Consider the following 25,510-nt stretch of genomic DNA (forward strand, 5'->3'; position numbering starts at 1 on the left):
AGGCCATGACCCTTGAACCCCATCAAATTATCCCTGGGAAAGCTAATGCCCTTGCTATTATCTTAATAGTTTCAACATCGGTGAATTCGTCGGCAGTGGCTCAGATCCTCCCTCCATTGGCAGAGGATTTAATCGCAGAAAGCGGTGCCGGGATCAACCTTTTTTCTTTGGGTTATGGTGTAGGAGTGGCGAATTATATGTGCTTTGAATCGCCGAAAGGTAATCTCGCTAAACCTGAAGGGGATGAGATTTTGACTAAATACAAATTATGGTTTGAAAATCAGACTTCGTATCAATTTGATGTTTTCGCTAAGGGATATAAAATGGAAATGGAGAGTTTTAATCAAACATTTCAAGATCACGATTGCAATTTTTCTTTTTAGCTGCGGACCATAAGCGTCAAGTGCAGATTGCCAAAGGCGGGTACAAATTGTGCCTTTATGCCTTTGGCGGCTCCAGCACTTGCTGGTCAGGCAGCCATGATGGAGAGCTGTTTTGAGAGAGTAAGAATTGACTCAGCAGATCAACCGATTTTTCTCACAAAAGAAACAAAAAGAGCACGATCCAGGAAGTCCCAATCAGAAATAATTTGTCTGAGCCCTTGTCAATATCGAACAGCTCGTGGGGTTCTGGAATCATTGCTTGACCTTTGCGGTGGTGAATCTAGTTGATTTCAGCTGCTCAAGTGATCTCCTCAAACCTCGGCAGAGACCTTCCCCATCTGTTCTGCAAAACTCATGCTGTTCAGCTGAAAGCTCCTAAAAGAAGTCGGAGACTGCCATGTCGTGCCTCTTGAGAAGGGCGAATGTCGTTCCAGCATTGCCCCGGCAGATACGCAGCTCGTTCGTCAGTGCGGTGATGTCGAGCCACGCTGGGAAAGACTGATTCACGGTTTTGAACAATTCGAGCCGTCGTCCACCCGGCAAGGCCGGGCCTCTCCAGCCACCTTTGCGAAATCGAACTCCAACACGATTTGCACCACCAGTGCTTATCTCAGCCTCAACCGTCACAGCTGCTACCTCCCCCAGAGGACCGGAAAGGCGTAGGAGATTCATCCCCCGTGAATTCACTGGGTCAAGAATCTGAATGTTCTCTAACCAGTTCGCTTGCTTCAGCCAGGGCTGAGTTGCACTGCTCCAGCGAAGTTCCCAGACACCCTTGAGAAGTGCCAAATCCCTGCTGAGATCAACGTCTGAATTGGCTTCAGCCGCTAAGACGAGATCGGGGATTCTGCTATCTTCCGGCTGATCCTTTAATCGGCAAATGAGTTCATTCATGGGTCATTTTTGATGAAATTGTTGATGTGATCTGTAGTCAATCATCATTGATAATAATTAATCTCAATAGGCTGCAGCGAAATTTGTTGCCGCCTTCGACACGAACACCAACTGTCTCGCCGCTTAGGCCACATTTGCTTTCGGGTCGCCAATTTTTGCTGATCTGAGGAAGCCTGTCGCTTTGACGGGCCCAGCATGGCTAGGAGGAGCAGCGCGTAGTGCCAAGTGACTAGAACAATGATGCTGGCCATGATGTTCACCAAAGACGTTATTCTTGAAATCATCTTTTGCGGAAACAGCAACTCTCTTGCTCTGTTCCGTAGTCTTCTTCGTATGTCTTGAGGCAAGCCATTGAATGAGAAGGTGAGCTGTCTTTTTTATTCTCATTTGTGGGAGAAGACCCATCAATTACCTTTAACTGTAGACAAAAGGTACCGATAGGGGGCTCAATTGAACGATTAAATCTTTAACTTGTTCGTAGCCTAATACCATTGACTTTTTTGATGTGGGTATTCCTTCGATCGTTAACTGGCTTGGGGATGCCATTGATGATGGCGACGTGAATGCAGCACTTTATGTGGCAGAAATCAATCATGATCCAACCTTGATCACGATTGGCTATTGCGCTTTGGATCAAGTTGATTACTTGCAATCAAGCTCATTTCTTGGCAGGCTTAGATATCTCACTTCTGCTGACCCTGAAATATGTGCTGCGCGCTCATCTCTGTCGCTCAAAGATTGTTGGTTGGGTGAACAGTTTCTCCTCTTCCAGCTTTCGGACTATCGTCAAAGTCTGTACAAAATTGAGAATGATGCGGTAGAAAACTATATTGAGACTCTAAAGTTACCTGAAACTGGTGCTTCGAGGTTCATTGAGTGGATTGCCGAAACATCGCAGAAAATCTTCTGTCATCCTCAGTCTGGATACAAGTTGTGCCTCGATACCCTGGTGACAACATCTAGGCAGCGTCAACTTTACGAACAGGTTAAAATGCAATGGATGATTGATACATAATAGGCTGATCTATTGGATATTTAGATCTCGATCTATAGTTGATCAATAATCTTGATCAAATTAGTTCTGGATGGTCTGGATCTCCCTTGAAGGGGCCTTGAACTGCCGAGCTAATCCAGCCTCCGTAGAAACCTCCTGGCTGAGCAGTTACTTGTTCACCATTGAGCCAACATCCATCCATCAAACCTGGATAGAGGGCGAACCAACCCGCAATGGCTTGAAAAGACTCCGTGGGAGAAGAGTATCGCCAGACAGCACGGTGAATACGATGTTCTCCAACCATGACATCGAAATAATCAGCTACACCTTTCCATTCACAAAAGCTACGTCCAGCAGCGGGAATTAACAGCTTTTGGTTGGTGTTAGCAGGTGGAAGGTAGTACGTCGGTGGATGAAAGGTCTCCAGTACTCGCATGCATCCAACGCCATCAAAGAGAACGTCTCCACCGACCCGCACCAAAACATGATCAGGGCTGACCTCCAGCCTTGGTGGTCGGGGATAGTCAGCAACTTTTTCCGTTGTCATTGAATGGCTCTGCTCTGCGGAGATGATGGCGTTGTTTCAGTGTGATCGGAGCTATGGCATCTGTTGATCCACATCAGCCGGTGGTGATTCTCGGAGGTTTTCTGATCACCGAGGAGGTTTACCAACCGATGGCTGATTGGCTGATCAAGCAGGGTGTGACCGACGCGAAGGTTGTCCCAGTAAGCCGCTATGACTGGCTTCTCACGAGCTGGGGCTTCGGTTGGCGACGAGTGTTAGATCGGGTTGATCAGCATGTGCAGCTTCTTCAGTCGACGTCACCCACGGAACGTGTGACCTTGATTGGTCATAGCTCCGGGGGGGTGATGCTCAGGCTTTATCTCAGTGATCAACCGTTTCAAGGTCGTACCTATGGCGGTGCATCTCGATGTGATCGTTTGATCAGCCTGGGTAGTCCGCACCAAGCGATTCGCGCCACTCCTCTCAGGGCCATGGTTGATCGGAGCTGCCCTGGATGCCACGAGCCTGGCGTTGATTATGTGGCGATCGCTGGTGAGCTCAACCTGAATAGCACGACTGCTTCTGTCTTCAGTCGGCGCAGTGCCAAAGGCAGCTATCGCGGTATTTCCGGATCTGTTGATGTCAGCGGTGATGGCTTGGTGCCAATCGACTCCGCCTTGCTTTGTGGTGCTCGTCATCTGGTTCAATCGGACACTGCCCATGGCGGACTGTTTGGCTCCACTACGTATTTCTCTCCTGCAAGGCTCGAGGCTTGGTGGCGGTTTGCTGCAGAGTGAAATTAGTGCAGCTTTTCGGGATGGGGTTTGGGCTGTCGACCGTCAATCCGCCAATAACCAAACCAGTCCGGCGTGAGTTCTGCCTCAGGTCTGCCTGGTTCCGCCTTCAGATGGATTTGCCAGTCTTCGACATTGAAGATGGGTAAGCAGTTATCAACCGTGCCAAAGCGCTCGAGGCTGTGCAGGTCATCTTTATGGACTTGTAAAGCACTGCCAAGCCATCGCCGACGTGCACGTGCTTTGGCTGCTTGCTTGCTGGGAGCCACTACAAGGCCGAATTGATGCAACTCCTGCAGTGAATCTCGGTCGTAACCACCGAGATTGATGAACCACAGTTGATCCTTCATTGCTGTTGAGGACGCCTCAAGATGCCCTTTGCTGTCCTCTCGCTGTTTGATCAGCTCAATGGCGTAGCCATCCACATATTGAATGGCCTTGTAGCTGTCGATGTGAAGGCCACTCTGTAGCCCAAACCATTGTTGCCTCAGGGTCGGGATCGTGTCTTCAATGCTTGTTCCCACCACCCAGCGCACGTCATGCAATTCGATGTGGCTGGTCGCGGTACGTCCGCCCAAAACGACGAGAAACAAGTTTGGGTTGGTGCTCATTGCTTCATGCTGATGCGTTCAGTCATGCTTTTGAAATCAGCAATCGGCTGATCGTCATGGTTGGGTCCCTTCCGCATATGTCACTGGTTCTGGTTCTAGGACTGACAGGTCTCGGCTGGTGGCTCGCTCAGGTGAACAGCTTGGCTCGCAAGTTCGGGTCGACCATGGTGATCCTGATCCTTGGTCTGTTGCTGGCCAATGTGACCAGCTGGACTCCAGAACCATCCGCTGCGTCGTGGGTGAACGGACCGTTGACCTCTTTCGCCATTGCAGAACTGTTGCTGGCGGTTGAGCTCCGCAGCGTGCTGCCTGATGCACGTCGCTTGTTGTTGCCTTTCATCGCAGCTGTAGCTGGAACTTTGGTGGCTGTTTTGTTGGTTGGTCTATTGCTATCAGGATGGCTTGGACAGTCTTGGATTTCACTGGCAGGTCTGTTGAGTGCCACGTTCACCGGCGGCAGTTTGAACTTCGTTTCCGTTGCCAGAAGTCTTGAAATACCTCCTTCTCTACTGTTGATTGCCACGGCGGCAGATCACGTTGCATTCACGGCATGGTTTGTCGTCAGCTTGCTGATCGGCCGTGGTGGTCGGCAGCACAGAGCGACTGACACTCCAGTGCTGAAGAGTTCAGCTTCAACCCCAACCAACGCGTTTGTGATGCCTTCATTGCGAGAGGTGTTGCTCGGCCTTCTCTGGGGGGGTGCGGTTTTGTTGATCTCCGACCGTATGGGGGGGGGCTTGCGTTTGTTGGGGATTGATGTCCCATCAATCCTGGTGCTGACAACGGTCGCGTTGATTGCTGCCCAGTTACCCCGATCGGATTCTCGGAGTGCTTGCTACGGGCTTGGTCTGGTCTTGATCCAACCCTTTTTCGCTGTGATCGGACTCAGTTCAAGTCTTGGAGATCTCTTTGGTGATGGCCTGCCAGTGCTGCTCTACGCAGGACTGGTGGTTTTTGTTCAGGCCATTGTTGTGCTTCAAGCACGACGCTGGTTTCGCTGGCCTTTGGCTGAATGTCTGGTTGCCTCTCAGGCTGCAGTGGGTGGGCCAAGCACTGCTCTGGCTCTCGCAGGAAGCCTTGAGAGACCCAATCTCGTTTTGCCGTCAGTCGCAATCGGGCTCCTGGGATATTTGCTTGGTACTTACGTCGGTCTGGCGGTGTCAGCCTCGCTCAATGGGCTGATTGCCTGAGAGAGGACAGATCTTCACCTCATGGCCTTAGAGTCCATCGACTCATCGAGCATTAATGGCCTGGGAATACACACAGCTTCGCTTTGTTCCCCGTGGCAAGAGCTGGACTGGAGAAATTGAGGAGCTCTGGCTGGATGATAAGCCGTTGATCTCCAGAAACCACCCTCAGCAGGTGAGCCTGGTGGAGCTGATGAATGAACTCGGTGCTCAAGGCTGGGAACTGGTCACCTATGCCCAACCTTTCACCGGCTATCACGGTGGCTGCTACACCTTCAAGCGCCAACGCTGAAGCTCGTTCGGGTGTCCGCAAGTCACTTCACGACGTCCAATCTGGACCTAATTGACGTCAAACCTCTCCATGGCCAATTGATGCAAGACCGATAGCTCCGCTAAAGCATCTAATTTTTTTTGCGCTTGGCTGAGCATTGCTCTGCCATGTGGGGCACAGGCATCGATCAAGGCAACTCCTTCTGAGGCTTCTGCCTTGATGCGTTCCATACAAAGCTCGAGTTGTAAGTTGAGTGGTTTGTTTTGATCACTCTGCAGATAGGCGGGTCCAGCAAGAACTGATACGAGTTTCAGAATGGCTCGGCGGGTGTCTGCTGAGCTGACTGTCATGGCACTCAAAGACTTCTTTGCCATTCTGACGCAATCCAAGGGCTTATTGCATCAGATTCGTATTCGGCGTAGTACTTGCTTCCTAATCTGATCAGCCATGCCTGGTAAAAACCTTGGAAGGATATTTTTACGACAGGAAGTCACACCTTCTTGAACGATGATGAGTGAACCTACTCTCGATTGGGCTGCAGGCTTAAAGTACATGTATTAGATCATTGCCTGAAATGCAGATCCGAGACCTCAATAAACAAATTGCTTTGTTTGTTACAGAGAAGGTAGGCACAATGACCTGTGCTTACTTCTTTGCCTTGCTAGCACTGATCTCATTACCAGAAGCCCTGTCGTCAGAAGATCCTTTGGAAATTGTTTCTTGGATCGCTGAGACATTCCTGCAGTTGGTCTTGCTTTCGATCATTATTGTTGGTCAGAATATTCAAGGTGATATTGCCGAGCAGCAGGCTCAGACTGATCGAGAGACTTTGGCGGCCATCAAAAAGCTGGCAGAAGAAATCCATGTTGTTGCTACGCAATCTCAAACAAACTGATTCTCTTTTCATTGTTCCTTATTCTTTATCTCAGCATCTCAATGATATTGCCTGCTGGATCGAGCACGCGGACAGATCGATTGATCTGCTTGCTAAGAGATTTTGCCCATTTGAGTGCCTCCTCCATCTCAATAGTAGATCCATGCAAATGCCATTCCTGAAATGGATTTAACTCTTCGACTCGGTAGGGTTGCAGTTCTTTCATTCCCAAACCAAGGCTGTCTTGTTAAGTTTATGATCAATTCCTATTGTCTCAGCCCTTTTGGCCATTTGAAAGATGTGTTTATCGTTTAAACGCATTCTTAGTTGAAGAAACCACTGGCTGATAACAGCTGAACTTCCAGTGACCAGCCAAACAGGAATGATAAAACGACCGAAAAAGCCAGGTAAAAATATTGGTTGCTTAGAGGGAAATAGGGTGCCTTGCGTCTGCTCACATTGCTTCTACTGCAGTCTTCAACCTAAGAGTTAACGACTTGGCTTGAGATGATAATTTGGTTAAAACTGTTGTCGACACGAAGCTCATTTGTAACTCAGCGATCAAATGCTACGAGCCTCTCAGGCTGTCTGGTTACATATAGCATTTATTGGTGATCGGTAATTGGAAAGTGAGGCTGTTGTTACACATGTAAAGCAATTATAACCTCTTTTCATCAATTGGAATACACCAGGCCTTGCCACTCTGTTGTGATGACTTGATCACTATATTCTCATAACGGGTGATCAAATGGGTGTGGGTGATCAGGAAGGCTGACTTTGTAAAGAGTATCTTCGACTGGTTTCCACTGAACGAGATGAAGAGGATTGATTTTATGTTTGTCTATACAATCCCAGACGTCGTTTCCAGACAATGTCGCCTCTGACCAGTGATCTCCTTGGCTGATCATCTGTTCCCTCACATAGTCTTTCCACTTTCCCCAGGTAACTTCAGGATAGCTTGCGATGAACTCATCAAGAATCACAATGTGAAAATCCATAGTTGACTCCTTGAATTCATTAGTAATTCACTTAAAGTATTATACTTGTTGGCCGATCTGCTGTGTGATGACGGTGGTTGCTAAGACATGGCCGTTGAGTTTCATCTCTGCAGCAGAGTATCGAGGATCGAAGGATCCCCGCTTTATCAGTGGATCGGGTCTGCCGATACTGCCTAGCTCCTCTGGTTAGTTCATTATTCTGTATAGGCTGTGATGACAGTGCTTTCGATGATATGTCCAGCTCCCCGGATCATCTCTTTGTTTTCTTCAAAGATCTTTTGTGCCACCCCAATGGGTGCTTGTTGAATCGCACAGACCTTCGATGCGTCGTCCTTGGAAACTCCTCTAAACAGTGTTTTGATTCCTACTGATGCATGCATTTGGGTGACGTCATCGCTGTCATAGATTTTGGCCCACTCTGAGAATGGAACGCTCAGGTTGAATGTCCAGATCGTGGTTTCCATGATTTTGAGCTCCAATATTTTTGATTCTTGCACTTAATCCTTGATTTGTACAGCAATCTATGTGACAGTCTATTTGCTCTTGCCGACACGTTTTGCTCCAGTACTTTCAGAACTATTTACTGAGGTACGGGCTCATTTGAAGTGAAGAATGATCTGTTGAGATGCATTAATCCTCCACTCTTGTTCGTTCAGGTTAAGTCGAGAGTGCATGAGACAGAAATAACTAATTTAAATGTCATGATTTGGTCGTCTCCTGTTCGAAAGATGGGTTAGAACCCTTCCTGGTTCAGTGCTTCCCGTTGCATCCTCTGAATCCGCTCTAGGACGGATTCATTACTCATGCGGTTGTTCAGTCTTTCCACCAGTAGTGGAAAGGCGAGAGGTGTTGGTCGAGGCGTAGGGCAGTGCAGTGTTTCTCCACGTTGCATTCTTTTCAGTGCACTACGTAGGCGTGGCAGTTCAAGTTGCTCCTGTAGCACTTCTTGTTGCGCTTGTTTTAGGAGAAGATTGCCTGGTTCATGTTTGTTGAACACCTCCCACAGCAATGAACCGCTGATCTGGAGCTGTCCCGCGCTTTTGTTCTTTCCTGGGAATCCTTGGACAAGCAGCCCGGCAACCTGGGCGATGCTGCGAAATCGTCGTCGACAGAGTTCGGAGAGATTGAGAGCTTGCTCAAGATCAGTTTCCAGATTGCTGTCATCGAGCAGATCATCCAGATGTTCTTCCAGCAGGTCATCCATGGGGTATCCCTTTGGTGCCAGCAGTTCAAATCCGTAGTCGTTGACTGAAACCGTGATTGTGCCGCGATGCTGCCTTGTGAGTCGTGTTGCCCAGAGGAAACCCAGACCCTCATGCACAAAGCGACCCTCAAACGGGTACGCATACAAATGCATTCCTTCCCGGGTTCGACAGGTTTCAATCAGCAGTTGATCACTCGATGGCAAGGTCGACAGATCCATCTGACGTTCAAACAGTGGTTCCAATGCTTTGAGCTCAGCGTTGTCCAGTTCTCCACGTCCGGCGCGCGCCACTTCTTCACGCAGGTGATGGGTTAACAGATCGGACAGCGACATCTGTCCTCCAGCCCAGGCTGGAACTGCAGTGCTTTTTCTGGTTGTAGTTTTCACGTAGGCCGTCATGTCGCGAAGCCTCACGAATTCCAGCTGACGTCCTGCAAAAAAGAACACGTCTTTCTGTTTGAGTTGGCTGATGAAGTTTTCTTCGACGTGTCCCAGAACAGATCCCCGCACGAAACGCACTCGGATCGCTGGAGCTGATGTGATCGTGCCGATGTTCAATCGATGCAGTCTGGCGATTGCGTTGTCACGCACCACAAAACGTCCGTCATCTGTGCTGTCCAGTTTTCTGTAGCGGGAGTATGCACCGAGGCAATCCCCTCCATGCTCAAGAAAGCGCAAACACCAATCCCAACGCCCCTGTTCGAGTGTTCTGTAGGTGCTCGTGCTGCGAATGGACTCGAGAGTTTCGACAGGTCTGAACCCGGGCCCGCAAGCCAGTGTCGTGAGGTGTTGCAGCAGCACGTCGAGAGGTTGGTTGGGGGGGCGTCGTTCTTCCACCATTCCGTTCTCCAAGCCTCGGCGAACGGCACTCAGTTCGAGTAATTCCAGGGCATTGGTGGGCATGAACAGCACCTTGGATGTTCCGCCGGGTAAGTGTGCTGAGCGTCCTGCGCGTTGCAGCAGTCGTGCCAGATTTTTCGGTGATCCGATCTGAACAACTCGCTCCACAGGTTGAAAGTCCACTCCAAGATCGAGCGAGCTTGTGCAGACCACCCAGAGCATCGACCCCGCTTTTACAGCAGCTTCAATGGCCTCTCTTTCACTGCGATCAAGAGCGCTGTGATGCAGTGCCAGTAAGCCCTCCATTTCTGGGCAGGCGTAGCGCAGGCATTGAAACCAGCGTTCAGCCTGGTTGCGCGTGTTGGTGAACAACAGCGTGCTGGTGCAGGGTTCGAGCTGCCCGATGAGATCTTCGTATCGCCTCAGCCCGAGGTGACCACCCCAAGGGAATCCATCAATACTGTCGGGAACGATGCTCGTGACATCGAGTCCTCGCTTGGGAGCTCCCGTGATCAAGCACGGCTCACACCCCTCGCCAAGGGCATGCCGAGCTGATTCTTCAAGATTCCCGATCGTTGCGCTGATCGCCCATGTTTGGAGTTGTGGGCGCTGTTGCCGTAACCAGCTGAGAGCGAGCTCCGCCTGGATACCGCGTTTGCTTCCGATCAGCTCATGCCATTCATCAAGAACGACGGTGTCAAGCGTCTTGAACAGTGCTTCGCAATGGCGACTCGCCAGCAGAACGCACAATGATTCCGGCGTGGTGATCAGAATTTCAGGAGGTTTTTTGATCTGGCGACTCCTTTCAGCACTTGGGGTATCTCCATTGCGGATCCCAACCCGCAGGGGCCAGCCCATCGCATCAATCGGTTGCTGTAGCGCCACGGCTAAGTCACGGCCTAACGCCCTGAGTGGCGTGATGTAGAGCAGGCGGATCCCTGCTTGCTCATTAGCTGCCGCCAGCATCTGCGCGATCGGTCCCATCACCGCGGCGTAAGTTTTTCCTGACCCGGTAGGGACCTGGATCAGACCACTCAAACCCTGCAGGTGTGCTTCCCATGTCCGCTTCTGAAAGGGAAGCGGCGACCATCCCTGATGTTGAAACCAGTCGTTGATCGGCGAGAGAATCCTCTGCGGATCAGCGTCGCACTCAGGGCGAGCGCGCTGGTTGTGAGACGTCTGTTTCACAATGACGACGTTCGCTTCACCACTTGATCGCAGAGCGTTCGAGCATCTTCGATGGTGTTGGCGCTGTCCGCCGTGCGGTCACTTCGCCATCGCAGAATCCTGGGAAAACGAACGGCGAGGCCGCACTTGTGCCGTCTGGATGTCTGGATGCCTTCAAAGCCAATCTCAAAGACCAATTCAGGCTCCACCGAGCGGGTTGGACCGAACCGTTCCCGGGTGTGACTGCGAATCCATCGATCCAGCTCGAGGATTTCGGCGTCTTTTAAACCGGAATAGGCCTTGGCGAATGTCACCAGCTGAGGGTTGCTTGTTGACTCCGTCTGTGTCTCCCAGAGTGCGAAGGTGTAATCGGTGAAGAGGTTGGCGCGACGCCCGCGGCCTGCCTGTGCATAGATCAGCACCGCATCCAGGGTCATCGGATCGCGCTTGTGTTTCCACCAATGCCCACGCTTACGACCGCTCAGATAGGGGGACTGCAGATGCTTGAGCATCACCCCTTCGGCACCCTGTTCCACAGCCTCTTGGCGGAGTCGATTCAGCTGATCCCAATGCTCAAGTTGTTGTCCGCTGCTGAGTCGGCAACGCATCCCCGCCGTATTGGCATCCATGCGTTGTTGAACAGCGCTGAGTTGTTCAAGTCGTTGCTGAAGTGGAGCTGAGCGCAGATCTTGTCCATTGCGTTCCAGCAGGTCATAGGCCACGAAACTCACAGGACACTCGAGCCGAAGTTTGCGGCCGACATTTTTTCGGCCGAGTCGTCTCTGCAGGTCGCTAAAGGGTCTTGGTTGTTGCTCCGATTCCGCCCAACAGATCACTTCGCCATCAAGCACCGTATCGGCCGGTATCGCTAATGCCATCTCGATCAGTTCTGGGAATTGTTCGTTGATCAGTTCTTCACCACGACTCCACAGGTATGTTCCGCTCTCGCGTTGAATCAGCTGTCCGCGGATGCCATCCCATTTATGTTCAACCCACCAATCGGAGGGTGCGGTGTCCTCGATGGTCTCCGGTTTGAGTGGGCTGGCCAGAAAAAAGGGGTAGGGAACGGGCCCTCTGTTGTCGCGTTCTTCACTGGCGGTAGCCGTCAGTGCACGAAACCAATGTTCAGAGGCATCGGCTGGCGCCATCAGACGCTCGAGAACCAAAGCCTCCTCCAAGTTGAATCCTGTCGCGATCGCTTTTACGACAAGTCCGCGGGCAACACCAATGCGAAAGCCACCCGTTAGCAGTTTGTTGAACAGGAACAGGCGGTCGTGAGGCAAGGCTTCCCAAATCGCGAGTACCGCGATGCTTTGCTCCTCAGCCTCCATCGCCGCCACGGCCGGTAACAGTTGTTCCATCCACCAGTGCATCGGCGGTGAATGATTGAGTTGATTGATCCAGATCGTCACATCGGGGTTGTGGATATGGCCGCCAATGTCGTGTTTGAGTTGTGGCCAGAGCAGTGAGAGGGTTTCTGCTGAATCTCCGACGTGGCTCTGACAGTCGTCGAAGAGCCAGTCAGGCATCGCACTCGCCTGCTGAAGAATGTCGCGCAACCGGCGACCGGTGATCAACCGTTTGCGCCGTTCTCCCATCAGCAGTAATACCGTCCACGCGGCGTCGTGGGCATCGGCTTGCTGCAGATGCACTGCGATCAAATCAATCTTGCGTTTCGTTCCTGTGCTCTGGTCCAGATCCTCGATCAGAGCCGCGAATGCATCCATGCCAAAGCTGTTCTAGGCGTCTTCTCAGTAATTCCAGCGATTGTCCTCATTTGGACCTGTCACCTGAACATTGCATCCGTTGATTCCAGCTGTCGCACTGTTGAATGCCTTGACATAGCTGGTTGCGTCTCCAGCGTCGGCCACTTCACGCAAAGCTCCCTGAAGTCGGGCCAGATCGCTCCCAACCTGATCCCGGGTCAGTGCGCCGTTAGCCAGACCCTCGCAGATGGCCTTTGCAGCTGTTGCACCATCAGCAGGGAACACCACGGTGTTGATCTGCTCAATGGTGATCGTGGTTTGCTGGGCGAGTGCCGGTCCAGCGGTCGCAGCGATCAAAACCATGAGGACGGTCAAGGTAGAGCTACGGGTCGCCATGGTTCCAGAGAAGGTGCTTGAGGTTAGTTCAGTTGAGCTGATCAAGCGGTTTGGCATCAAGACCGTGTCTCTCGCGCAGAAAGCGCGCCAGCACATCGCTCTGGCCGTGGGTCACATAGACAGATGCAGCTCCAGTGTTCAGCACCGTGCTCACCAACCCATTCCAATCGGCATGGTCACTCAGCACGAAGCCTCGTTCATAGCCACGCCTCCGCCGGGCTCCCCTCACTGCCATCCACCCGGATGCAAAGGCTGTCTGTGGCGAGCGGAACCGCCTCATCCAGGCTGAACGATGGGCGGAAGGCGGCGCAAGGATCAGTCTTCCTGCCAGGGAGTCCTTGCGGGGAAGCTCGCTCACAGGCCGACTCGCCGTCATCGCCACACCTGCCTCGCGATAGTGGCGGGTGACGGTTTCAACGGCACCATGGAGAAGCACTTCCTCTTCCACTCCAATGGCTTTCAGCTCGGCTAGCAGACGCTGAGCTTTGCCGAACGAGTAACAGAACAACAGCGAGGGCCGCTCGCGGTCTCCATGCCACCAGTCTCGGATCTCCGTTGCCACTTGTTTCCCGGTATCCCATGCATAAATCGGCAACCCGAATGTGGCTTCGGTGATGAGCACGTCGCAGGGCACCACCTCAAACGGTTCGCAGCTCGGGTCAGGGCAGCGTTTGTAATCACCGGTCACCACCCAGACCTGATCCTCAACCATCAAGCGAATTTGAGCTGATCCCAAGACGTGGCCAGCGCTATGGAACGACAAACAGGCCTGATTGAGCCAGAACTCTTGGCGATAAGGCATGGAATTCAGAGTGATGTCTCGGCCCAGGCGTTGTCGCAGCACACCTTCACTGATATCCACAGCCCAGTATTCGCCGCATCCAGGTCTGGCGTGATCAGCGTGGGCGTGAGTGATCAAGGCTCTCGACACGGGCCGTGAGGGATCGATCCAGGCGTCTGCTGCTCTGCAATACAGACCGCTTTCGGTTCGCTCGAGAACGTTCATCCATCAACTTTGGCAAGCCTGAGCTGCTGGCGTGTCTCAGGCTCGTGAGGGCGTCACTTGCTCATTTCGAGCATGCGTCGGATCGGCGCTTCAGCCTTGGAACGAATCGACTCCTCCATGGTGATCTGCGGTGAGAGTGTCTCAAGACAGTCGCGCAGTTTTTCCAGGCTGTTCATACGCATGTATGGACAGGCATTACAGCTGCAGCCATCGAGACCAGGAACATCAAGCAATGTCTTCTCGGGGACCCGCTGCTTCATCTGATGCAGGATCCCAGGCTCTGTGACAACGATGAACGTGTCGCAGTCGCTGGTTTCGGAGTGAACCAGCAGTTTGCTTGTGGATCCGATGAAATCAGCAAGATCCAGCAGATTTTCCTGGCATTCCGGATGGGCGATCACTTCAGCGTCTGGATGATCCAGTTTCAGCTTGATCAGTGCTTCTTCACTGAAGGTTTCATGCACAAAACAACGTCCAGGCCAGAGCGTGAGTTCGCGTCCGCTCTGGCGTTCCACCCAACGTCCAAGATTGCGGTCGGGAGCAAAGAGCACGGGTTGCTCCTCCGGCAGCTGTTTCACCAGATCCACGGCATTGCTGCTTGTGCAGATCAGATCGCTTTGGGCCTTCACTGCCGCCGTGCAATTGATGTAGCTCACCACCAGATGGTCCGGATGGCTTTCACGAAAGCTGGCGAATTCATCGGCAGGGCAGTCGTCGGCCAGTGAGCAGCCTGCATCGATATCAGGCAGCACCACAATTTTTTCAGGGCTGAGGATCTTGGCGGTCTCCGCCATGAAGTGCACCCCGCAGAACACGATCACATCGGCATCAGTGTTGGCAGCCTTTCTCGACAGCTCAAGCGAGTCACCGATGAAATCGGCGATGTCTTGAATTTCGGGCTCCTGGTAATAGTGCGCCAGGATTACGGCATTGCGTTCCTGGCGGAGCTGGTTGATCGCCGCGACGAGTGCGGTGTCAGAGCTCATCGGGGCCATCTGGGGCAGGATGGGACCAGCCTAGAAGTCGTTCTGACATCACTCCGTGTTGCCATTGCCGGAGACCTCCATGGTGACTGGGGGACAGGGGATGTGGATCTGATTGAGCGACTGCAACCGGATGCACTCCTTTTTGTGGGGGATCTCAGCGATGGAGACCTGCGCCTGGTCAAGAGCATCACCCAGCTGTCGCTGCCTGTGGCGGTCCTGCTTGGAAATCATGACCGTGGACGCGACAGAAGCGGAGATCTGCTGCAACGGCAAATCACGATGCTGGGAGCCCGGCACTGTCCATGGCAATTGAGAGCATGGACCCAGCCTGCGCTGGCGGTGGTTGGTGCCCGTCCATGCAGCGCAGGAGGTGGATTTCACCTGTCTCAGGCGGTGCAAGCGGTGTTCGGGCCAATCACAGAAACACAGTCGGCAGACTGGATCGTTGATGCGGCCACGCAGGCACCTGAGCACTGGCCTTTGATCGTGCTGGCCCACTCAGGTCCGACAGGGCTGGGGTCAGCTGCGGACAGCCCCTGCGGTCGTGATTGGAAGCAGCCCCATATCGACTGGGGCGATCGTGATCTAGCGATGGCTCTGGACCGCATGCAGCGAACTCGTCCGGCTGACCTTGTGGTGTTTGGCCACATGCACCATCAGCTCAAAGGACGACGCGGTGAACGGATCACGTTTCACCGCGATCGTCGAGGCACTTGTTTTGTGAATGCGGCATGCGTGCCAAGAGTTGGTATGGATGAATCAGGCCAGCCGTTGCATCACCTCACCTGGGTGGAGTTCCTAGGCACTGAACCATCGTTGGTGAGTCACCGTTGGTACCGCCCCAGTGGTGAACTGATCTATGAGCAGACTCTGTTGCGCCAAGCCATCAAAGGGCAGGCGTCATGCTGATCTACGTGTGCGTGAGTACGCATGGCTATGGCCATGCCGCGCGTCAGGCAGCTGTTCTGATTCAGTTGCATCGACTCCAGCCGGATTGGCAGCTGGTGATCAGTTCCAGCGTTGATGAGACCTTCCTCGCTCTAGTGCTTCGCCATGTGCCGGTCAGCAGAAGAACAGTTCGCTGGGATGTGGGCATGCTTCAGGCCGATGCCTTGGGCGTGGATCAGCAGGCCACCCTGCAGGCACTTCAGCAACTCGAGAACGCGCTTCCTCAGCTGGTGCAACGAGAGGTTGACTGGATTCGCGAGCAGGACAGCCAGTGTGTTGTTCTCGCTGATATCCCGCCTGCAGCAGCCCAGCTAGCTCGTCAGCTTGACGCTCCATTGGTTTGGATGGGGAATTTTGGCTGGGATGAGATTTATGCGCCCTTAGGCGGCGCTTTTGTGGATTGGGCCAATCAGGCCACAGCGGCTTATCAAAGCGGGGCGCTGCTGTTGCGCTGCCCGTTGTCCTTGCCCATGAACTGGTCGCTACCTGAACAGGCGCTGGGGCTTGTGTCAGCAGATCCGGAGGCGCTTCCACTCGATCTGGAGAGGCGTCTTCGCGCTGATGGTCGAACCAAGGTGCTGGTGGGGTTTGGTGGACTCGGATACTCGCTTCAAAGCGACCTTTTCAAACGCTGGCCTCAACATCTATTCCTGATGCCTGCACCCAAGGATTCCAGGCAGCGTGAGCAGCTTGGTCAGATCGCGAATGTGCTGCTGTTGCCCGAAACGATCAGGTTTCTGGATGTGATGCCGTTCTGTGAGCGACTTCTGGGCAAGCCAGGATTCAGCAGTTTTTGTGAGGCGATGAGCTGCGGTGTCGCACTTCACGTGGTGGAACGCCAGGGATTTGCTGAGGCGTCTGTGCTGATGGACGGTTTGCGATCACATTCGGACCACAGGATTCTCAGTCGACAGTCGCTGGAATCCGGGGAGTGGAAACTGGATCAGCCTCTGGAGCCTGCTGCTGGTTCGCCCCTGAGCGCTGGCGGCGCAACTCAAGCCGCTGAAGCGATTCGCTTGGTTGCAATCAACACTGTTAAGCAAGGCTGATTTTTACGATCAATTCAGCTTATCTGCGCTTCAAACCATTTCTGTCTCTGGACTTTTGAGCTTGTCCTGACAAAAGCAGCTTGCATGACGATCCTCCGCCTGTCACAAACCCTCTGTGATCAGCGGCGTCGGTTCGACACAGTTTGCCCGTGTTTTCAAGCACTGGATTCATTGAATCCCACGATTTAGCTCACAAATTCACTTCCTAAGTGTCTTTAGAGCTTGATTTTGTTTCTTGACCGATTTGTATGACTTCCCTTGCTTTCACCGCCTGTCGTTGCATTCCAGGCGCTGTTGCAAGTGTTGTTTCGCTGATCACCATTCTCCCGGCTCCTGCAGTTCGCGCAGCTCTTCCGGCCCTGGAAAGCTCCCGTTCCAGGTTGGTGATGCTCGAGGAGGATGCTGAAACTTCAGCTCTCCCCTACGTCATTACCCCTGAGCGTCGCGCGATGCTCAACACCATCCGCTTCGCTGAAGGCACCTGGAAGGGTGGTCACGATCTTGGCTATCGCGTCATGTTTGGTGGCGGTTTGATGCCATCGATGGATCGTCATCCAAACCGGGTGATCTATTCCTCTCGTTATGCAAGTGCTGCTGCTGGTGCTTACCAGTTCATGCCATTCACCTGGGACATGGTCAAACGCCGTCTAGGCGTTCGAGGGTTCGGCCCAGAAGTTCAGGATCAAGGCGCTCTATTTCTGATTCAACGTCGCAAAGCGCTTCGTCTGACTGACAACGGTGTGATGACACCTCAACTCGCGGCATTGTTGGCTCCTGAATGGGCATCGTTCCCCACCCTTCGCGGCAGAAGCTATTACGGACAACCTGTGAAGCGTTTCACCAATCTCCAGGGATTCTTCAACGTGAATCTTGCTCAATTGCGCAAGATTCGCGACGAGCGGCGTTCAGCTCTTTCTGCTCAGAGTTCCACTCCAACCAAGGTTGATGCCTCAGATTGCCTAGGTCCTGCATTTTCATGCAAATAGCGCTGAAGCATCCCGCTTGACTCAGCCCTCTTCGCTGGATTCGTTCAATTTCCGTCCGACCGTCGCTCCGGCGATCAGATAGGCACCAATTCCTCCAGCCATGAAGCCCATTCCGTTGCGGATCAACGGCAGTAGTTCACTGGTGCGTGTGACCACGGGTGCTACTCCGAACACGCCAAAGAGCATCACCCAAAGAGGTGACAGCAATAAAAGCCAGCCCCAAGCGATCAGTTCACCCTCTTTGCGTGGATAGGCCGCGAATCCCGCAATCAGGCCACCCAGGATTGAGGTGCTGAGCGTCCAGAGCCACTGTTCCGTCGGCAGGCCTGGCACAACCTGGCATCCGCCACGGTCCAAGCACAGTTCAACGGCATCCAGTGCCGCCAGGATGGCGCCGTCTTCTCCGTGATCCTTCACATAGAACTGATTGCCGTAGCGGGTTTGCAGTTCAACCCACCAAGTGCGCGGCATCAGCGCAAACAGGGCATCGCCCACATTGAAGTTGAGCAGATTGCCCCCACGCGGATCCGCTACCAGCAGCAGGCTGCGTTCGTCTAGTCCCCAGAATTCCTTCACTGCCAATCCTGGAGTGCGCTCGTATTGGGTCAGCACTCTCAGCTTCCAGCCGCTGCGTTGCTCAAAGGCGTCGAGAGATGTTTCCAGTGACTGGCGCTGCGTCTGGCTCAGGGCCTTCGCAAGATCGATCACTGGGGTCGGATGGTCTGGGAGCAGATCGGGATTATCAATGGCTCCAGCAGGCGCTGCGACCATCAGCAGCAGCACCGACAGGCTCAGCAGGGCCTTCAGGCCACGCATCATTGCTTGGACACCCATGATTTAGAGCGAGTGCACGCCATTCTCACCACATGAAGGCCTTTGATGTGCCCTGCCCCGAATGGCTGCGGGAGCGATTGCAGCAGCATGGCCAGCGGGTGCCCTTCTCCACCTTCATGGATTGGGCCCTGCATGACCCTGATCACGGCGCCTATGGCAGTGGTCAACTGCATGTGGGCACGTCTGGCGATTTCGTTACTTCTCCATCCCTCGGTGAGGATTTCTCAGGCCTGTTGATTCATCAGCTGATCGAATGGCTGGAGTTGCTGGCCGTTCGCCATCCGGAAGGCCGGCTTTCGATCGTGGATGTGGGGCCAGGGGAGGGGGATCTCATCGCTCAGTTGATCCCCCTTCTTCAAGCTTCTGCAGCTGAATGGCTGCCGCGTCTGGAGTGTGTTCTTGTCGAAATCAACCCCGGGATGCAGCAGCGCCAGAGAGCGCGGCTCGAGTCAGTGGGCCAGATTCCCTGCCGCTGGGTTGGGTTGCAGGAGCTCGCCGCTGAACCGGTCAACGGCATCATGCTTGCCCATGAGTTGCTTGATGCTCTGCCGGTCGAGCGCCTCATCCTGAGGGGAGGCTCCCTTCGGCGGCAGATGGTCACTCTTGAGGCCTTTGATGGATCTGAGCCCCTGCTCCGATGGGATGAGGATCCTTTGCCTCCACTGCTGGAGGCTCAGATCCAAAAGCAGGCGGATCGTGATGCCTTGGAGCTTCCGCCAAGGGGGGCGTTGGATGGATGGGCCACGGAATGGCATCACTCCATTGCTCCTTGGATGCAGCAGGCATATGCAGCTATGAGCGATGGCATGTTGCTGGTGGTCGATTACACCTTGGAGTCAAGCCGCTATTACGCTCCGCGCCGGAGCGATGGAACCCTGCTCGCCTACAAAGGCCAACAGGCTTCAACGGATGTTTTGCGTGATGCGGGTTCTCAAGACATCACTGCCCATCTATGCCTGGAATCCGTTGTGGGTGCGGCCTCCGAGGCAGGCTGGTTGTTTGCCGGACAGTGCCGTCAAGGAGAAGCATTGCTTGCCTTGGGTCTGGCAGAGCGACTGACCGCATTGCAGCAAATGCCCGCTGATCAGTTAGCGGAAGCACTGCGTCGACGGGAAGCCCTGCTGAGACTTGTCGACCCCAGTTGTCTTGGTGAGCTGCGTTGGTTCGCCTTTCTTCGCAACACGCCAACTGCAGCGGACAACGGACTTCTCGACAGTCGTTTCCTGCGGGAACCGATTCCGCTTGAATCGAGCTGATCAGTTGAGGGATGCAAGGCAGCGACTGACATCCTCGTTGCTGATTTCGTCACTGATGATCACGTTGCCGATCCGGGTCGGCAGGACGAAACGCAGTCGCCCGTGACGGACCTTTTTATCGCCTTGCAAGGTCCGCAGTGCAGCCTGCCGATCCAGGGACGGCCAGGCCACGGGTAAACCGGCCTTCTCGATGAGTTTCAGCTGGCGCTGTTGATCAGCTTCGCTCCAGAGACCTTTCTGAACGGCGAGGCGACCAACTGCCGCCATGCCGATCGCCACGGCTTCACCATGCAGCCAGGTTCCGTATCCCGTCAGGGTCTCCACCACATGTCCAAAGGTGTGGCCGTAATTGAGGATTGCGCGCTGGCCTCCTTCTCGTTCATCGTCGGCGACAACGGCAGCTTTGGCTTCCGCGGAAAGCACAAGGATGTCGTGCAGCAAGGTCGGATCCATGGCTGCAGGATTGGAGAGGTCTGAGGCTTCCTCAAGACGGCTGAAGAGGTCGGGGTCACCGATCACTCCGTATTTGATCACCTCCGCCATGCCAGCGCGGAATTCCCTCACAGGGAGCGTGTTCAATGTCAAAGGATCAATCACCACCAAGCGTGGCTGGTGGAAGGCTCCGATCAGATTCTTTCCCTTTGGATGGTTCACACCGGTCTTGCCACCGATGGAGGCATCGACCATCGAGAGAAGAGTGGTCGGGACTTGGACGATGCCAATGCCGCGCAGCCAGCATGCCGCTGCAAAGCCCGTCATGTCACCGACAACGCCACCTCCCAGCGCCAGCATCAGGGAGGTGCGTTCAAGACCCTCCCGCTGTGCCTTGTCGAGGATCAAGCTCAGTGTTTGCAGGGTTTTTCGTTCTTCACCCGCATCGATTTCCAGTAGCACGGGGTTGAAGCCTGCCGCTCTGAGTCCGCTCAGGCAGCTGTCGCCATATGGCCTGGCGACGTCAGGATTGCTGACCACAAGAATTTTGGTCCCTGACCGAATGGGTAGATCAGCCAGCGCAGAACCGATGTCTTTCACCATCGAACGGCCGATGATCACGTCGTAGGGATTGCGCTCCAGGGACACCGTGATTGTTGTGCGTTCCTGCAAGTCAGCTGCCTGCACTGTGCTCATGGGCTGATGCTGCGGTTGCGATCCGCGGGGGATTCCATCGACTGACCTTATCCTCAGCCGCAAGCTCTTTGAGTTCGATGAACCCTGCCTCCAGGCCAGATCGGCGTACAAGCCTCACCGCCTGGGCTTTTCTTGCGCCTGCACTCACGCTGTTGAGTCTTTCCGTGCTGATTCCTGCCGCAATGGCTCTGTTGATCAGCTTTACGCAGACAGGGCTTGATGTGTCAGAGCCGCTGAAGTTTATCGGCTTGGCCAATCTGCGCAGGCTCGCTGGTGATCCGATGTTCTATCGGGTCTTAGGCACCACCCTCATTTACCTCGTGGGAGTGGTGCCTCCGATTGTTCTTGGTGCCCTGGCCTTGGCCGTTCTCGTCAATCGTGTCTTGCCTGGCATTCATTGGTTGAGAGCTGCGTTCTACACACCCGTGCTGGTGTCGATCGTCGTTGCAGCCATCGCCTTTCGTTGGCTCTATGCAGAGAACGGTCTGATCAATGGCTGGCTTGAAGCCTTGATCGGATCAGGTTTCATTCCCATCGACTTCCTGACCAATCCGTTGCTGGCGCTGCCTGCCGTGATGCTTGTGACCCTTTGGAAAGGACTGGGGTACTACATGGTGATCTTTCTCGGAGGCCTTCAAGGGATTTCCAAGGAGCTGTATGAGGCTGCTGAACTCGATGGCAGTGAGGGCTGGAGGAAACATCTCGATATCACGCTTCCGCTGTTGCGTCCTTACGTGACTCTGGTTGCAGTTATCTCAGCCATTGCTGCCACCAAAGTTTTTGAGGAGGTTTTTCTGATGACACAGGGAGGTCCCGCCGACTCAACCAGGACCCTCGTTTATTACGTATATGACCAGGCTTTTGCAGAGCTTGAGATCAGCTATGCCTGCACTGTCGGTCTTGCCCTATTCCTGATTGTTTTGCTGCTGACGGCGATCAAGTTCGCCTTCAGTGAGGAACGCTCACTGATCTAGGCCAGGTCCCTTCCACGTCCCTGAGGGTTGGATGGCAAGCTTCAGAGGAGGACATCAGTGGCTATGGCCAGCGCTGCCGGGACAATTGGAGTTGTTGGGGGTGGTCAACTCGCACTAATGCTCTGTGAAGCAGCGAAGTCGCGGGAGGTTGATGTGATCGTGCAGAGCGCATCTGGCCAGGATCCGGCGATGGCTGTCGCTCAGGAGCAGGTCTCAGGTGCACCAACTGATGTTGCTGCCACGGCTGAACTGTTGAAGCGCTGCCAGCACATCACCTTTGAGAATGAGTGGATACCCGTTGATGCCCTACGGGCATTGGAACGTGATGGGGCGGTGTTTTCTCCTTCCCTTGTCAGTCTGCTGCCGCTTGTGAACAAGCTGTCTCAGCGCCGCATGCTGGATGATCTGGCGATTCCAAGTCCAGCCTGGATTGGGCTGGATGAGATCAACACCGACTCACCGGCTCTTCCCGCCGGCTGGACGTTTCCCGTCATGGCCAAAGCGGCCCATGGCGGGTACGACGGCAAGGGAACCTGCGTGATCCGTGATCTCAAGTCTCTTCGCAAGCTCTTGAGCAGCGTTTCCGTCGAGGATTGGCTGCTGGAGACCTGGGTGACTTACGAGCGTGAGCTCGCTCTGGTCGTCAGTCGTGATCAGCAGGGACGAATCCGTAGCCTTCCACTGGTGGAAACGCATCAGAAGAGTCAGGTTTGTGACTGGGTTCTTGCTCCTGCTCCAGCGGAGCAACTGCTGGAAGCCACCGCTTACAACATTGCAGCGTCCTTGCTCACAAGCCTCGATTACGTGGGTGTGATGGCGCTGGAATTCTTTTACGGCCCTGCAGGTCTGATGGTGAATGAGATTGCGCCGCGGACGCACAATTCAGGTCACTTCTCGATTGAGGCGTGCAGCAGCAGTCAGTTTGATCAGCAGCTCTGCATTACTGCGGGTCTGCCGGTTCCGACAACCGGCCTTGTGGTGCCTGGCGCGATCATGGTGAATCTGCTTGGTCTGCGGTCTGAAGGCGTGGAATCCTTGGAGAAGCGGCTTGCTGCTCTGGAGGCCATCCCCAGCTCTCATCTGCATTGGTACGGCAAGAAAGAAAAGCCTGGAAGAAAGGTTGGTCATGTGACTGTGCTGCTTGACCAAGCCGATGCCGAAGCGCGTGGCCTGGAGGCTGAACGGCTTCTGAAGCAAATTCGTGAGATCTGGCCGAATCCCTTAAATTGAGATTGGACTACCTGGTTGGTGACAGCCTTTCTCTAGTGCTCTGATCTGACTCTCTTTCGACTTGGGGTGACTGTCGTGAAGGTGCCGTAAACCGGCCTTGCAGCCGGAAACGAATCCTCACTTTGTTGCCCCTTCTGGTAACTCCAGGTCGAACACTGGGGCTCGCACGGTCAGGTGGTCCACCCATTCCAAAACAAAGGTGCAGCAGCTTTTTTCAAGGTTCTGCATCTGTGAGCGATGTTGGTAGACCACTACCAAACACCACTACCCAAGCACTACTGAAAACCAGTCGAGAATTTGGGATCAGTGTGTCAGGCGGAGCTGAAAAAGAACTCGAACGGATTGAGCGAGAGCTGGATTCCAGCCCGCCTGCAGGAAAGCCCCCGGTCAAGAGAGGCGGTCAATCCGGCTCACCTGATGAGCCCTCAAGAAACAACCACTTTGATGCTGTTGTTGTCGGAGCTGCACTGCTCGCAGCAATCGCGTTCATCACTTTGGTAGGTGAAAGCCTTAACCCGAAGCAGAAGACCCAGCTCACCGCTGCATCGATGGGTGGCGCCGCAGGACTGCTGGTCGGCTACGGCGTCGGGCGAATCAAACGCTGACCCACCTGGTCAGTGCAAGCCGGATGGGTGCCCCGAGTACGGGTGAGGCATCATGCGCGGACTCGTGCCTGATCCATGCTCCTCCGTTTTTCCATCGGACTGCTTGCTTCTGTTGTGGGCTGCTCTGTTATGCCTTCAATCGCACATGAGGGGAGAAATGGATCAAACATCTTTTACTTTGAATGCAAAGGCAGGAGAACACAGGGATCTGGTGTTGCAACAGGCTTCCCAATGAACTATCCAGTTCGTGTTCAATACAAATTGGATCTAGATGCGTCGACCCTTACAGAGGTAGATATCGACACTGAACGGTTATCTGCTGGAAACGAGCCAATTGACATCAAAATCTATGGGAAAACACTTACTACAAAGTTCAGCAATGACAGGCTGAATAAGGATTATGAGATTCAGATTCGTGGTGATGAGCGCCTGTTCTCGATAACTGTATTTCCGTCGAGTGGATTTGATCCTGACGCTTGGTATGGACAATGCCTCAATAGCAAATCTCTCTAAAGCATTGACCGACTTAGCAGAGGGGAATTGCGAGCCTCAATAGCCTGCCTGGTTTTAACAGGATGTTGACAACAAAAGGCCATGGCTTGGTGGCAGATGGAATGTAGCCCAGAGCACATAAGTTATGTAATGATTATTTGGCCTGCAGAGGAAATCACGATATATCTTCGTTAATTCAAAGGAGGATTATGGAATTGCCCAAATACACCTTTGTGAATAAAGATGCTGGTTTGATTGAAGATTGGGTGAGACAGCGAATCAAAGACTTGCTTTTGAACAAGCGGTTTCAGGATGCTGACGCGCTTTATCGTGAGTTTGATGTTTGCGAAACTAGCGCATAGTCCTCGATGCCGAAGTCAGGCAAAAGAAGCCCCGCCGAAGACAGGGGGGCGGAGTTGATCTCTGCCGCTGGACGAGTATTAGCAAGATTTAATAGCAAGAAAATATATTTTTGAATATATGTTATTGGGGAGGGCTTATTGGAAGACCTTTGAATTTCGGCAGAATCCGCTTTGGATCGCAAAGCCTAACGACATTTCTCGGGAAAACAATGTAATCACTAAGCGCCTAAGACTGCATTCGTATTGACATGTCTCTATTTGGGAGATCGTAAATGTCTAGATAATACTGGCTCAAAAGTTCGTCAACAGCGCTAGGTTTTACGATACCCTTCGCGACTAATTCACAATTGTAGATTGCAAGTGAAATAACACTGAATATGCCCAAGAATTCAGACACTTCCTTGTCGTTGGAGAATTCAGCCATGGTGTCTAAAAAGTTTTGATTGAACTCTGCCATCTCTCTATCGCTAGGCGCTCTTTCTTGCGCTCTCAAAGGCAATGAGGAGATAGCAACAGACAAGGTCAGCAATGCGATCGAAAGGCGGCGAAGCATGGATCAGGCACGAGTCCGCGCATGATGCCGAGCTTTGCTTGGTTATGCCCGCTGCGTCAACGCTGATCTGGTCAAATGTCATCCCGGGCTGCTAACCCTGCCAGATGCGCTTAGAAGATTGGGGCCCGACCTTCATTGGGGACCTGGAAGCCTGACTCGTTGTCATCCGCTATCTCTTCCAGCGAAATGACCTTCTCATTTTTTCCCTCTTCAGAGACACCCTCGAGTAGTGATGGCAATGGTGTCAATTAGAAAGGAGGCCGTTGGTCCAAGGTAG

At 53.4% G+C, this 25,510-nt stretch carries 28 protein-coding genes and 1 other RNA gene; 15 read left to right on the forward strand and 14 right to left on the reverse strand.

Annotation, left to right across the window (positions count from 1 at the left end):
* Window positions 1-5 precede the first annotated feature (5 nt).
* On the forward strand, window positions 6-383 hold the full coding sequence (locus tag SynMITS9220_RS05710; protein WP_186991377.1) for a hypothetical protein: 378 nt from the start codon (window positions 6-8) through the stop codon (window positions 381-383).
* Between the two features lie 375 nt (window positions 384-758).
* Here SynMITS9220_RS05710 and SynMITS9220_RS05715 read toward each other — a convergent pair whose 3' ends face one another.
* The gene (locus tag SynMITS9220_RS05715; protein WP_186991380.1) at window positions 759-1,277 is read right to left on the reverse strand and encodes a PAP/fibrillin family protein; all 519 of its coding nucleotides are present in this window, start codon (window positions 1,275-1,277) and stop codon (window positions 759-761) included.
* 505 nt (window positions 1,278-1,782) lie between these two features.
* On the opposite strand from SynMITS9220_RS05715, the gene SynMITS9220_RS05720 reads away from it, so the two are divergent.
* Window positions 1,783-2,292, forward strand: a complete 510-nt coding sequence (locus tag SynMITS9220_RS05720) for a hypothetical protein (RefSeq protein ID WP_186991383.1) — start codon at window positions 1,783-1,785, stop codon at window positions 2,290-2,292.
* 55 nt (window positions 2,293-2,347) lie between these two features.
* Here SynMITS9220_RS05720 and SynMITS9220_RS05725 read toward each other — a convergent pair whose 3' ends face one another.
* A complete protein-coding gene (locus SynMITS9220_RS05725; protein WP_186991386.1) occupies window positions 2,348-2,818 on the reverse strand; it encodes a DUF427 domain-containing protein in 471 nt (156 codons plus the stop codon).
* Window positions 2,819-2,871: 53 nt separating this feature from the next.
* On the opposite strand from SynMITS9220_RS05725, the gene SynMITS9220_RS05730 reads away from it, so the two are divergent.
* Complete coding sequence (locus tag SynMITS9220_RS05730; RefSeq protein ID WP_186991389.1) at window positions 2,872-3,573, forward strand: triacylglycerol lipase; 702 nt, start codon at window positions 2,872-2,874, stop codon at window positions 3,571-3,573.
* 2 nt (window positions 3,574-3,575) lie between these two features.
* Here SynMITS9220_RS05730 and SynMITS9220_RS05735 read toward each other — a convergent pair whose 3' ends face one another.
* Window positions 3,576-4,181, reverse strand: a complete 606-nt coding sequence (locus SynMITS9220_RS05735; RefSeq protein ID WP_186991392.1) for a DUF1543 domain-containing protein — start codon at window positions 4,179-4,181, stop codon at window positions 3,576-3,578.
* Between the two features lie 56 nt (window positions 4,182-4,237).
* On the opposite strand from SynMITS9220_RS05735, the gene SynMITS9220_RS05740 reads away from it, so the two are divergent.
* Together SynMITS9220_RS05740 and SynMITS9220_RS05745 are read left to right on the forward strand one after the other, a co-directional pair.
* Entirely contained in the window at window positions 4,238-5,371 is a 1,134-nt protein-coding gene (locus tag SynMITS9220_RS05740; protein ID WP_255483249.1) for a DUF819 family protein, read from the forward strand.
* Window positions 5,372-5,426: 55 nt separating this feature from the next.
* Window positions 5,427-5,660, forward strand: coding sequence for a hypothetical protein (locus SynMITS9220_RS05745; RefSeq protein ID WP_067094872.1), 234 nt, complete (start codon window positions 5,427-5,429; stop codon window positions 5,658-5,660).
* Between the two features lie 47 nt (window positions 5,661-5,707).
* Here the strand turns inward: SynMITS9220_RS05745 and SynMITS9220_RS05750 are convergent, their stop codons facing one another.
* Window positions 5,708-6,013, reverse strand: coding sequence for a hypothetical protein (locus SynMITS9220_RS05750; protein ID WP_186991395.1), 306 nt, complete (start codon window positions 6,011-6,013; stop codon window positions 5,708-5,710).
* 200 nt (window positions 6,014-6,213) lie between these two features.
* Between SynMITS9220_RS05750 and SynMITS9220_RS05755 the strand changes: the two genes are divergently transcribed.
* Entirely contained in the window at window positions 6,214-6,534 is a 321-nt protein-coding gene (locus SynMITS9220_RS05755; protein ID WP_115126279.1) for a hypothetical protein, read from the forward strand.
* 710 nt (window positions 6,535-7,244) lie between these two features.
* On the opposite strand, the gene SynMITS9220_RS05760 is transcribed toward SynMITS9220_RS05755, so the two are convergent.
* The 7 genes from SynMITS9220_RS05760 to nadA form a co-directional block, all read right to left on the reverse strand.
* Window positions 7,245-7,511, reverse strand: coding sequence for a hypothetical protein (locus tag SynMITS9220_RS05760; protein ID WP_186991398.1), 267 nt, complete (start codon window positions 7,509-7,511; stop codon window positions 7,245-7,247).
* Between the two features lie 194 nt (window positions 7,512-7,705).
* A complete protein-coding gene (locus tag SynMITS9220_RS05765) occupies window positions 7,706-7,975 on the reverse strand; it encodes a DUF3764 family protein (protein WP_186991401.1) in 270 nt (89 codons plus the stop codon).
* 269 nt (window positions 7,976-8,244) lie between these two features.
* Window positions 8,245-10,683: a ligase-associated DNA damage response DEXH box helicase gene (locus SynMITS9220_RS05770; protein WP_186991937.1), complete on the reverse strand. Its 2,439-nt coding sequence runs from the start codon at window positions 10,681-10,683 to the stop codon at window positions 8,245-8,247.
* A gap of 56 nt (window positions 10,684-10,739) precedes the next feature.
* A complete protein-coding gene (locus SynMITS9220_RS05775; protein WP_186991404.1) occupies window positions 10,740-12,449 on the reverse strand; it encodes an ATP-dependent DNA ligase in 1,710 nt (569 codons plus the stop codon).
* Between the two features lie 24 nt (window positions 12,450-12,473).
* The gene (locus SynMITS9220_RS05780) at window positions 12,474-12,824 is read right to left on the reverse strand and encodes a DNA ligase (protein ID WP_255483250.1); all 351 of its coding nucleotides are present in this window, start codon (window positions 12,822-12,824) and stop codon (window positions 12,474-12,476) included.
* Between the two features lie 28 nt (window positions 12,825-12,852).
* Window positions 12,853-13,830 carry a ligase-associated DNA damage response exonuclease gene (locus tag SynMITS9220_RS05785; RefSeq protein ID WP_186991407.1) on the reverse strand — a complete coding sequence of 326 codons (978 nt, stop codon included), beginning with the start codon at window positions 13,828-13,830 and terminating at the stop codon, window positions 12,853-12,855.
* Between the two features lie 53 nt (window positions 13,831-13,883).
* Complete coding sequence (gene nadA, locus SynMITS9220_RS05790; protein ID WP_115126501.1) at window positions 13,884-14,816, reverse strand: quinolinate synthase NadA; 933 nt, start codon at window positions 14,814-14,816, stop codon at window positions 13,884-13,886.
* Window positions 14,817-14,927: 111 nt separating this feature from the next.
* Between nadA and SynMITS9220_RS05795 the strand changes: the two genes are divergently transcribed.
* From SynMITS9220_RS05795 to SynMITS9220_RS05805, 3 genes are all read left to right on the forward strand, one after another.
* Entirely contained in the window at window positions 14,928-15,725 is a 798-nt protein-coding gene (locus SynMITS9220_RS05795; RefSeq protein WP_255483281.1) for a TIGR04168 family protein, read from the forward strand.
* The gene (locus tag SynMITS9220_RS05800) at window positions 15,719-16,813 is read left to right on the forward strand and encodes a hypothetical protein (protein WP_186991410.1); all 1,095 of its coding nucleotides are present in this window, start codon (window positions 15,719-15,721) and stop codon (window positions 16,811-16,813) included. Before SynMITS9220_RS05795 ends, SynMITS9220_RS05800 begins: the two co-directional genes overlap by 7 nt.
* A 248-nt stretch (window positions 16,814-17,061) precedes the next feature.
* A complete protein-coding gene (locus SynMITS9220_RS05805; protein ID WP_115126272.1) occupies window positions 17,062-17,799 on the forward strand; it encodes a glycoside hydrolase family 104 protein in 738 nt (245 codons plus the stop codon).
* 21 nt (window positions 17,800-17,820) lie between these two features.
* Here SynMITS9220_RS05805 and SynMITS9220_RS05810 read toward each other — a convergent pair whose 3' ends face one another.
* Entirely contained in the window at window positions 17,821-18,618 is a 798-nt protein-coding gene (locus SynMITS9220_RS05810; RefSeq protein ID WP_370594390.1) for a TPM domain-containing protein, read from the reverse strand.
* Between the two features lie 47 nt (window positions 18,619-18,665).
* Between SynMITS9220_RS05810 and SynMITS9220_RS05815 the strand changes: the two genes are divergently transcribed.
* The gene (locus SynMITS9220_RS05815; protein ID WP_255483251.1) at window positions 18,666-19,889 is read left to right on the forward strand and encodes a class I SAM-dependent methyltransferase; all 1,224 of its coding nucleotides are present in this window, start codon (window positions 18,666-18,668) and stop codon (window positions 19,887-19,889) included.
* Here SynMITS9220_RS05815 and aroB read toward each other — a convergent pair whose 3' ends face one another.
* A complete protein-coding gene (gene aroB, locus SynMITS9220_RS05820; protein WP_186991414.1) occupies window positions 19,890-21,017 on the reverse strand; it encodes a 3-dehydroquinate synthase in 1,128 nt (375 codons plus the stop codon).
* A 77-nt stretch (window positions 21,018-21,094) separates the two neighbouring features.
* On the opposite strand from aroB, the gene SynMITS9220_RS05825 reads away from it, so the two are divergent.
* The 5 genes from SynMITS9220_RS05825 (at window position 21,095) to SynMITS9220_RS05845 (ending at window position 24,339) form a co-directional block, all read left to right on the forward strand.
* Entirely contained in the window at window positions 21,095-21,991 is an 897-nt protein-coding gene (locus SynMITS9220_RS05825; protein WP_186991418.1) for a carbohydrate ABC transporter permease, read from the forward strand.
* A 63-nt stretch (window positions 21,992-22,054) separates the two neighbouring features.
* Complete coding sequence (locus SynMITS9220_RS05830; protein WP_186991421.1) at window positions 22,055-23,221, forward strand: 5-(carboxyamino)imidazole ribonucleotide synthase; 1,167 nt, start codon at window positions 22,055-22,057, stop codon at window positions 23,219-23,221.
* Between the two features lies 1 nt (window position 23,222).
* Window positions 23,223-23,406: non-coding RNA, 6S RNA (gene ssrS, locus SynMITS9220_RS05835), on the forward strand.
* A 45-nt stretch (window positions 23,407-23,451) separates the two neighbouring features.
* Window positions 23,452-23,826: a hypothetical protein gene (locus tag SynMITS9220_RS05840; protein ID WP_255483252.1), complete on the forward strand. Its 375-nt coding sequence runs from the start codon at window positions 23,452-23,454 to the stop codon at window positions 23,824-23,826.
* Between the two features lie 75 nt (window positions 23,827-23,901).
* Window positions 23,902-24,339: a hypothetical protein gene (locus tag SynMITS9220_RS05845; RefSeq protein ID WP_186991424.1), complete on the forward strand. Its 438-nt coding sequence runs from the start codon at window positions 23,902-23,904 to the stop codon at window positions 24,337-24,339.
* Between the two features lie 567 nt (window positions 24,340-24,906).
* Here the strand turns inward: SynMITS9220_RS05845 and SynMITS9220_RS05850 are convergent.
* Window positions 24,907-25,233, reverse strand: coding sequence for a hypothetical protein (locus SynMITS9220_RS05850; RefSeq protein ID WP_186991427.1), 327 nt, complete (start codon window positions 25,231-25,233; stop codon window positions 24,907-24,909).
* Window positions 25,234-25,510: the final 277 nt, after the last annotated feature.

The sequence above is a fragment of the Synechococcus sp. MIT S9220 genome, from assembly GCF_014304815.1.
In the GTDB taxonomy this organism is placed as follows: Bacteria; Cyanobacteriota; Cyanobacteriia; order PCC-6307; family Cyanobiaceae; genus Synechococcus_C.